The following is a 7878-nucleotide window of genomic DNA, read 5'->3' as shown; positions in this document are numbered from 1 at the left end:
CGCGGGTTCCTGACCGGCACCGTGCGCTCCACCGACCAGTTCGACGAGAACGTGGCGCTGCGGGGGCGGGCCGGAGTCGCGACGGGGCGGTGTCAGCGTTCGAGCATCCGTGCCTGGGCCTCGGTGTGGGTGGCGCCGGCGGCGGGCGGCAGGCCGGCGAGCCTGCCGAGCTGCTCTGCGGTCAGCGTGACGGCGTCGGCAGCGGTGTTCTCCTCGACCCGGCCGACGCGCTTGGTGCCGGGGATCGGGGCGATGTCGTCGCCCTGGGCGAGCAGCCAGGCCAGCGCCACCTGCCCGGGCGTGGCACCGGCCTCATCGGCCAGGGCCTTGACCTGGTCGGCGAGGGCGAGGTTGTGCTGGAAGTTGTCGCCGGTGAAGCGGGGATTGTCGCGGCGGAAGTCGTTCTCGTCGAACTGGTCGGTGGAGCGCACGGTGCCGGTCAGGAACCCGCGGRCCAATGGGGAGAAGGGCACCAGCCCGATGTTCAACTGCCGCAGGACGGGCAGGACCCGTTCCTCGACACCACGCGTGAACAGGGAGTACTCGGACTGGACCGCGGTGACCGGCTGGACGGCGTGTGCGCGGCGGATCGTGTCCGGTCCGGCCTCCGAGAGCCCGAAGGCGCGCACCTTGCCCTCGGCGATCAGCTCGCCGACAGCGCCGGCGGTCTCCTCGATCGGCGTGTTCGGGTCGACCCGGTGCTGGTAGTACAGGTCGATGTGGTCGGTGCCGAGCCGTTTCAGGGAGCCCTCGACCGCGGTGCGGATGTTCGCCGGGCTCGAGTCCAGGTTCCAGGCGCCGTCTCCGTCGTGGGAGACCAGGCCGAACTTGGTGGCCAGCACCACCTGATCGCGGCGCCCCTTCAACGCCCGCCCGAGCAGGTCCTCGTTCGTGTAGGGGCCGTAGATCTCGGCGGTGTCGATCAGCGTGACGCCCAGATCCAGTGCCCGGTGCACGGTCCTGATCGACTCCGCGTCGTCGGTACCGGAGCCGGTGTAGCCGTGGGACATGCCCATCGCACCCAGTCCGATCCGGGAAACCTCCAGGTCACGCAGCTTGATGTACCGCATCTCGCTCTCTCCGGTCGGTGGCGTTGCTCGTCCCCTCACTCTTGCCCGGCCCGGCGGATCGCGCCGGTTGGAGCCAGGCGACGGCGAGCGGCCGGCGTCTTCCTCGTCAACCTTCACCCCGATCGCTCCGATGTGGCAGGGCGGGCTCTTCAGGGGTAATGGCAGGGCCCCCCTCCCGTCTGCGGAGCGGACGCCCGTCGGGTGAGACTGGAGTCATGGCATCCCAGAGCGCGAACAGCGAGGGCGCCGAGCTGGGCCGTTTCCTGCGCGCCCGCCGCACCCGGACCAGCCCCGGACACGTCGGCCTCACCGTCGGCTCCGGTACCGACGACGCGGAGTCGATCAGGACCGTGCACCGGGCACTGGATCTGGGCGTCACGCTGATCGACACCGCCGAGATCTACGGCCCCTACACGAACGAGGACCTGCTCGGGCGGGCGTTGAAGGGGCGCCGCGATCAGGTGGTGCTGGCCACCAAGTTCGGCCTGGTCTCCCACGACGGAGACGGCCTGAAGCTGCTGCTGGACCCTGAAGCTGCTGCTGGACTCGCTGCGGCCGAACCCCGCCTACGTCATCAGCCGCAGCATGGACATGCTGGCCTGGAACCCCGGCGGCCTCGCCCTGTACGCGGGCCTGGACGACTGGCCCGTCAACCACCGCAACCTGGCCCGCTACCTCTTCCTCCACCCTGCCGCGCGGGCCCTGTTCCCGGACCGGGACCGCCAGATCACCGCCTGTGTCGCCCGGCTGCGCGCCGTCGCCGGCATCGCTCCCGACGCCCCCGACCTGACCAACCTCGTCGGCGAACTCCTCCTCAAGAGCCCTGACTTCGCCCGCCTGTGGGAGCGCTACGAGGTCACCGGCCGCAAACCCGCGCAGAAGACCTTCCACCACCCCGCGTCGGCACGGTCACCCTCACCTCCCAGTCCATGGACCTGGAAGGCACCCCCGGCCAGCGCATCGGCGTCTACACCGCGGAACCCGGCACCCCCGACCACGACGCCATGATCCTCCTCGACATGACCACACCCGCGGCCAGCACGGCCCCGCAGAAGGCACAGCGCCGGCGGCCGTGACCGCTCGTCGGGTGTGCCCGGGAGGTGTTCACCCCACCTGGGTTCGATCCTCATCCGGGCCCGCTGGGTCCCGTCGTCCGACGTTCATCCGGCCGGTGCGGTCGGCACCGATTCACCGACGCTCCGGGGTCGTGGTGCCCCGACCCGGCCACCGGATTTCCGGGACAGCCCCAGGTGACGCCCTCGCGGCAGGGGTCACGGCAAGTCGGGTGCACCCTCCTGGGCGGGATCCCTGGACGCCAGGTGATCCGGACCGTCGGCCGGGGCGGCGGCACGCAGCGCCGCTTCGACCCGGCGGTTGTCGGTCATGGACGCCGTGACGGCCGTCATCGCCAGGAGGAGGACGGCGGCGGCGTAGAGCGGGGTGCGGATGTCGTACGTGGTGGCCAGCCAGCCGCCGAGGAAGGCGCCGACGGGGGCGGCGCACATGGCCAGCATGCGGGAGGTGGAGGCGACCCGGCCCATCAGGTGGGCCGGGACGATCGCCTGCCGGAGGGAGGGCGCGAGCACCATCGTGGCGCCCATGCCGGCCCCGCAGACGGCGAGCGCGAGCCCGGCCACGTACGGGTTCGGGGCAGCGGCAAGCCCCAGGACGGCAAGTCCTTCGACCGCGGCCGTGCAGGTCAGTGCCGTGCCGGTGCCGAGTCGTCGGCCGAGGTGGGAGGCGATGCCCGCACCGAGCAGACCCCCGGTGGCCTCCGCCGTGAGGAGCAGGCCGAAGCCGTAGGTGTCGATGCCGAGGCGGTCGTGCGCGAAGAGGGCGAGGACGGTCTCCACCGCGAGGAAGGCGACGTTCCCGACCGCCGGGCGGAGCGCGAGCCCGAGCAGCAACCGGTCCCGGAAGACGTACGAGGCCCCGGCCCGCGCCTGCCGAAGCAGCGACTCGCGGGCCTCCGGCACGGGCCGGGGCAGGGCGGGCAGCGTACGGACGAGCAGCGCGGAGAGCAGGAACGACACCGCGTCGGCGAGCAGCGGAACCGCCCGCCCGAGCGCGAGCAGCGCACTGCCCGCAGGCGGCCCCGCGAAACCGGACATGGCGGTCTGGGCGCCGCGCAAGCGAGAGTTGGCTCGCTCGAGCAGCGCGGGGTCGCGGCCGAGCAGGTCGGGCAGATAGGCCGTGGCGGCCGTGTCGAAGAAGAGTCCGCCGAGGCCGAGCAGGAAGGCGACGGCCGCGAGCAGCGGAATGCTGAGCACATCGAGCGCGGCTGCTGCCACCGGTATCGCGAGCAGCACCGCACGCGCCGCGTCCACGACCCACATCGTGCGCCGGCGGTCCCATCGGTCCACCAGGGCACCGCCGAGCACCCCGAAGAGCAGCCACGGCAGCGTCCCCGCGGCCGTGACGACGGCGAGCGCCATCGGATCCCGCGTCAAGGTCAACGCGATCAGCGGCAGCGCGGCGTGCGATACCCCGTCGCCGAGCGAGGACACCGTCTGCGCGGTCCACAGCCGCCCGAACCCGCTCGGCAACTTCCTCATGTCTGAAGTCACTTGGCGCCTCCCGGGGCCTGCTCGCGCGCTGCCGGACGGAACAGCGCGAAGACGAGTGACACGTCCGGCAGCGACGGATCGGACAGCTCCCGGTACTCCTCCGCCAGTGCCTCCAGCCGCGCCCCCAGCTCCGCGAACTGATCCTCGGTGAGCCGCAGATGCGCCATCCGCACGTGCCGCTCGTCATCCGCCGGCGCCGCCTCCAGGTCCGCCACCGCATGCCGCATCAGCACATCCGGCCCTCCCTCGCCCGGATCCGGCAGCACGATCGCCCCCGCGGCCATCGCGTAGTACCGCTCGGTGACACCCCGCACCTTCCGCGTCCGCACCACCTTGACCAGGCCGGCCCGCTCCAGCAGCCGTACGTGATAGCTGGAACTCCCCTTCGCGAGGCCCACCCGCTCGGCGATCTGCGTGATCGTCGCCGGCTCGAAGCGGAGCACGGCCATGATCCGATGGCGCGTCAGATTGGAGACGGCGCGCAGCTGTTCGTCCGTGGTGACGTGAAGCGTCTCAGGCAGATCGTCGGTAGGCATGCGAGCAATGGTCAACGATTCTTGACCATTGGGCAAGGGAAATTTCGCGCGGGCGCGAAATCCGGGTGGCCGCCGCGCTCGGTCGTCCCGGGGTCGGCCCGAGCGCCCGTCAGACCCGCTTGATACGTCAATCCCGGCGGCGCCCGGAGCGCGCCCCTCTCCCGCCCCCTCGCGGACCGGTACTCGGATCAGCGACCTGATCGGCCGGACAGGACCTCTCGGACGTGTCCGGCCGATCAGGTCGACTCCGCCGGCGCGCGGGGGTCAGCACGCAGCCGGCGCCTTCATCGCCCGCCGCCGGCTCCCCCTCACCGGGGGCGCGGTGCGTCAGGGGCGTGCTGCCGGCGGCGGTACTCGGCCGTGGGGACGCCGCCCACGCCCCAGTCCTCCAGGGCGACTTCGTCGATGAGGACGAACGTGGTGGCCGGGTCCTTGTCGAGGACCTTGACCAGCAGGTCGGTGACACCGGCGATGAGCTCGGCCTTCTGGGCGGCGGTGGCGCCTTCCCGGGTGATCCTGATGTTCACGTACGGCATGTGGAGGTCCTTTCGGTTGAGGGTGAGGTCAGGAGCGGCCGGTGACGTGGCCGCCGTCCACGCGCAGGGCGTGGCCCGTCACGAAGTCGGCTCCCGCGAGGTAGAGCACCGCCTCGGCGATCTCGGAGGCCTCCCCGACCCGGTCGAGGAGGGCGAGCCCGCCGAGGCCGTCCACGTCGCCGCCCTCGTGCAGCGGGGTGCGGATGATGCCGGGGGAGACGAGGTTGACGCGGATGCCGTCGGCCGCCAGCTCGGCGGCCAGGCTCGTGGTCAGCCCGTGCACTCCGGCCTTGCTGACCACCGGCGCGCTGGCCGGGAATCCGGCCAGTCCGTGGTCCACCAGGACGGTGCCGATGTTGACGATGCTGCCGCCCTCACCCTGGGCGCGAAGCGCCCGTACCACCGTCTGGGTGGTGAGGTAGGTGCCCTTGAGGTTGCCGGTGAGGAAGCCGTCGAGTTCGGCTTCCGTGACCTCGGTGAAGGGCTTGGAGGCGAAGGTGCCGGCGTTGTTGACCAGGACGTCGATGCGGCCGAAGCGCTCCAGGGCCGTGCGGACCAGGGCCTCGCCGGTTTCGTGCTCGGCGATGCTGCCCGCGACCGACGCGGTCCGCTCCGGATGGCCGAGGCCGGCGGCGGCCTTGGCGAGGCGGTCGGCGTCGCGGCCGTTCATGACGACGTTCGCGCCGCTCGCCAGGAAGGCACGGGCGATGTCCAGGCCGATGCCGCTGGAGGATCCGGTGATGAGGGCAGTGGTCATGGTGGGTGCCTTTCGGGGCGGTTCGGCGGACTGGTTCGTCCGGCTGACACCCAGGAACCTATGAACCCCCAACGCATAACACCACGACGTAGATTGGAGCGTGTGATAATCCCACGTTATGGATGTGGACCTGCGGGACCTGGAGCTCCTCGACGCGACCGCCGAGGCGGGCTCGCTGACGGCCGCCGCCGAGCGGCTGTACGTCAGCCAGCCGGCCCTCAGCCAGCGGCTCACGCGGCTGGAGGCTCGCCTCGGCATGCAGCTCTTCGACCGCAAGGGCCGTCGCCTGGTGCCCAACGCGGCGGGCCGCCGGCTGCTGGTCGCCGCCCGCCACGTCCTCGGTGAACTGGAGTCGGCCTCCCGCGACCTGCGGGAGATCCGCGACGGGCACGGCCGACGGGTCCGCTTCACCGCCCAGTGCAGCACCACCCTCCCGTGGCTGCCGCCCGTACTGCGCGCCTTCCGCGAGCGCGAGCCGGACATCGACGTGCGCATCGAGGCCGTCGCCGACGACGCCCCGATTCCGGCGCTGCTCGCCGACCTGGTCGACGTCGCGCTGGTCACCAAGCCGGATCTCCAGATGGACCGGGTGTCGCTGACCACGCTGTTCGACGACGAGATGATGGCAGTGGTGCCCGCCGCGCACCCGTGGGCCTCCCGCGGGCACCTGACCGCCCGTGACTTCGACGGCGTCGACCTGGTCCTCTACGACGGCTACGACCAGAACCGCATCCCGTCGATGCCGCTGCCGATCCCGCCCGGGGCCCGCCCCGGCCGGATCACCACCATGCCCGTGGTGACCGACCTGGTCATCGAGATGGTGGCGGGCGGCCAGGGCGTGACCGTCCTCCCCAACTGGGTGGCCGCACCCTACGTGTCGTCACACGCCCTCGCCCTGGTGCGCATCGGGAAGAAGCCGATGACTCGTACGTGGTTCTGCGCCACCCGAACCGGCCCGCGCCCGCCCCACATCACGGCGTTCGTCGAGGAGCTCACCACCCGCCTCACCGCCCCGATCAGCGCACAGGCGCAGCCGGTTCCGGCCTGAGGCCTGGCTCCGCCTCCACCGGTGCGGCGGGGTCGCCCCGGTCGGTGGCGTTCGAGTGCCAGGGCCCGAGGGAGCCCGACAGGCCCCGAACGAGCCGCCCGACGGTCACGTGCACGATCCCCTACGAGACCGTTCACATCACCGACACCGGGCCCATGGTCCACTGCCCCTGCCCCTGCCCCTGTCCCGGCCCGCCCGGACCCCGACCGTGTCATCCGGCACTCCTCGCCCGGCTGTTCGCGGCATGTCGGCTCCCGCTCCTGGTGGCCCCTGCCCGCGCCGCTTCTCCTGGCCTCGACCTGCTGCCCGTGCTGCCGCCGACACCGGCTCGCAGCTCGGCCGGCGGGGTCGGCCTCCACCCCTCGCGGGTTACGTCGCGTGAGTCGCCACTGGATGTGCTGGTACGTTACTGGCCGGTAGAGGGTTGTCCGTGCGTCGTGTGCTGGTCCGCTGCCCGGGCGCGAGGGTGTCTGATGCAGCGAGAGGTCGTAGGACACGCATGAGCGCTGACGGGGCGTCCGCGGAGTTCTCCGAGTTCTTCGAACACCACCATGTCGGGCTCTCCCGGCTCGCCTACCTTCTGACCGGCGAGCCGGATGGCGCCGACGACCTGGCCGCAGATGCCATGGTCGTCATGTGGCACCGCTGGCCCGAAGTCCGCCGGGCCGGTTCTCCACTGGCCTATGCCCGGGGAACCGTGGCCAACCTCGCTCGGGAACGGGCCCGCACCGCGGTACGGGAGCGCAGGCGGATCCGGCTGTTCTGGGCCCGCACCGAGCCGGCCCACGGTCCCGACATCGCTGCCACGGTCACCGTGCGTACGGCGTTGGAGCGCCTGCCGTTCCGCAAGCGCGCCTGCGTGGTGATGCGGTACGCCTTCGACATGTCGGAGAAGGAGGTCGCGCAGGCACTGGGCATCGCCGTGGGTACCGTGAAGAGCCAGACCTCCAAGGGCGTGGCGGAACTTCGACGGCTGCTCGACCCCATGGCCGCGGAACAACTGGTCGCCAGGAGCACCCGATGACAGACGACGTCCACGAGCAGCTGCGCGGAGCGGCGCAGGCGCACCGTCCCGACCGCGCACGGATGCTGGCCCGCGTCGAGCGCGGCATGGCCGGCACCCGCAGCGCGCCCGGCCGTGCGCGCGCTCTGGGTGCCCGGTCCCGGGTGGTGTTCGCCGCGGTTGCGGCGGCCGGGGTGATGACGGTGGCCGCCGCCGCGGTGGCCATCGTGTCCACCGTTCCCGGGCCCGCCCCCGCCTGGTGAATGCCGCCCGGCCCGCGACGGCCTTCGCGTCGCTGGGCCCGCCGGTCTCCTGACGCGGTGCCGACCACTTGTTGCCGCCGCGCCCCGAAAGGTTGCCG

At 72.1% G+C, this 7878-nt stretch carries 8 protein-coding genes and 1 pseudogene; 4 read left to right on the top strand and 5 right to left on the bottom strand.

Going from position 1 to position 7878, the window contains the following annotated elements; genetic code table 11:
- Positions 1-92 precede the first annotated feature (92 nt).
- Positions 93-1070: an aldo/keto reductase gene (locus EAO71_RS03790; protein ID WP_147976328.1), complete on the bottom strand. Its 978-nt coding sequence runs from the start codon at positions 1068-1070 to the stop codon at positions 93-95.
- A gap of 215 nt (positions 1071-1285) precedes the next feature.
- Between EAO71_RS03790 and EAO71_RS39890 the strand changes: the two are divergent.
- Positions 1286-2146, top strand: a pseudogene (locus tag EAO71_RS39890) (aldo/keto reductase).
- A gap of 195 nt (positions 2147-2341) precedes the next feature.
- On the opposite strand, the gene EAO71_RS03775 reads toward EAO71_RS39890, so the two are convergent.
- The 4 genes from EAO71_RS03775 to EAO71_RS03760 all read right to left on the bottom strand — a co-directional run bounded on the left by EAO71_RS03775 (position 2342) and on the right by EAO71_RS03760 (position 5466).
- A complete protein-coding gene (locus EAO71_RS03775) occupies positions 2342-3616 on the bottom strand; it encodes an MFS transporter (protein ID WP_261991980.1) in 1275 nt (424 codons plus the stop codon).
- 17 nt (positions 3617-3633) lie between these two features.
- On the bottom strand, positions 3634-4173 hold the full coding sequence (locus EAO71_RS03770) for an ArsR/SmtB family transcription factor (protein ID WP_147976326.1): 540 nt from the start codon (positions 4171-4173) through the stop codon (positions 3634-3636).
- Between the two features lie 308 nt (positions 4174-4481).
- Entirely contained in the window at positions 4482-4709 is a 228-nt protein-coding gene (locus EAO71_RS03765) for a tautomerase family protein (protein ID WP_147976325.1), read from the bottom strand.
- A gap of 28 nt (positions 4710-4737) precedes the next feature.
- Positions 4738-5466: an SDR family NAD(P)-dependent oxidoreductase gene (locus EAO71_RS03760; protein ID WP_147976324.1), complete on the bottom strand. Its 729-nt coding sequence runs from the start codon at positions 5464-5466 to the stop codon at positions 4738-4740.
- Between the two features lie 118 nt (positions 5467-5584).
- On the opposite strand from EAO71_RS03760, the gene EAO71_RS03755 reads away from it, so the two are divergent.
- From EAO71_RS03755 to EAO71_RS03745, 3 genes are all read left to right on the top strand, one after another.
- Positions 5585-6514: a LysR family transcriptional regulator gene (locus tag EAO71_RS03755; protein ID WP_147976323.1), complete on the top strand. Its 930-nt coding sequence runs from the start codon at positions 5585-5587 to the stop codon at positions 6512-6514.
- Between the two features lie 499 nt (positions 6515-7013).
- Positions 7014-7538 carry a SigE family RNA polymerase sigma factor gene (locus EAO71_RS03750; protein ID WP_147976322.1) on the top strand — a complete coding sequence of 175 codons (525 nt, stop codon included), beginning with the start codon at positions 7014-7016 and terminating at the stop codon, positions 7536-7538.
- Positions 7535-7780 (top strand): hypothetical protein, encoded by a 246-nt coding sequence (locus EAO71_RS03745; protein WP_147976321.1) that lies wholly within the window; start codon positions 7535-7537, stop codon positions 7778-7780. The genes EAO71_RS03750 and EAO71_RS03745 overlap by 4 nt, the downstream gene beginning before the upstream one ends.
- The last annotated feature ends 98 nt before the right edge of the window (positions 7781-7878 follow it).

Source organism: Streptomyces sp. MS191, from assembly GCF_008042125.1.
Classification (GTDB): Bacteria; Actinomycetota; Actinomycetes; order Streptomycetales; family Streptomycetaceae; genus Streptomyces.
The sequence above is the reverse complement of the archived record's forward strand: the minus strand, read 5'-3'. Positions and strand labels throughout refer to the sequence as shown.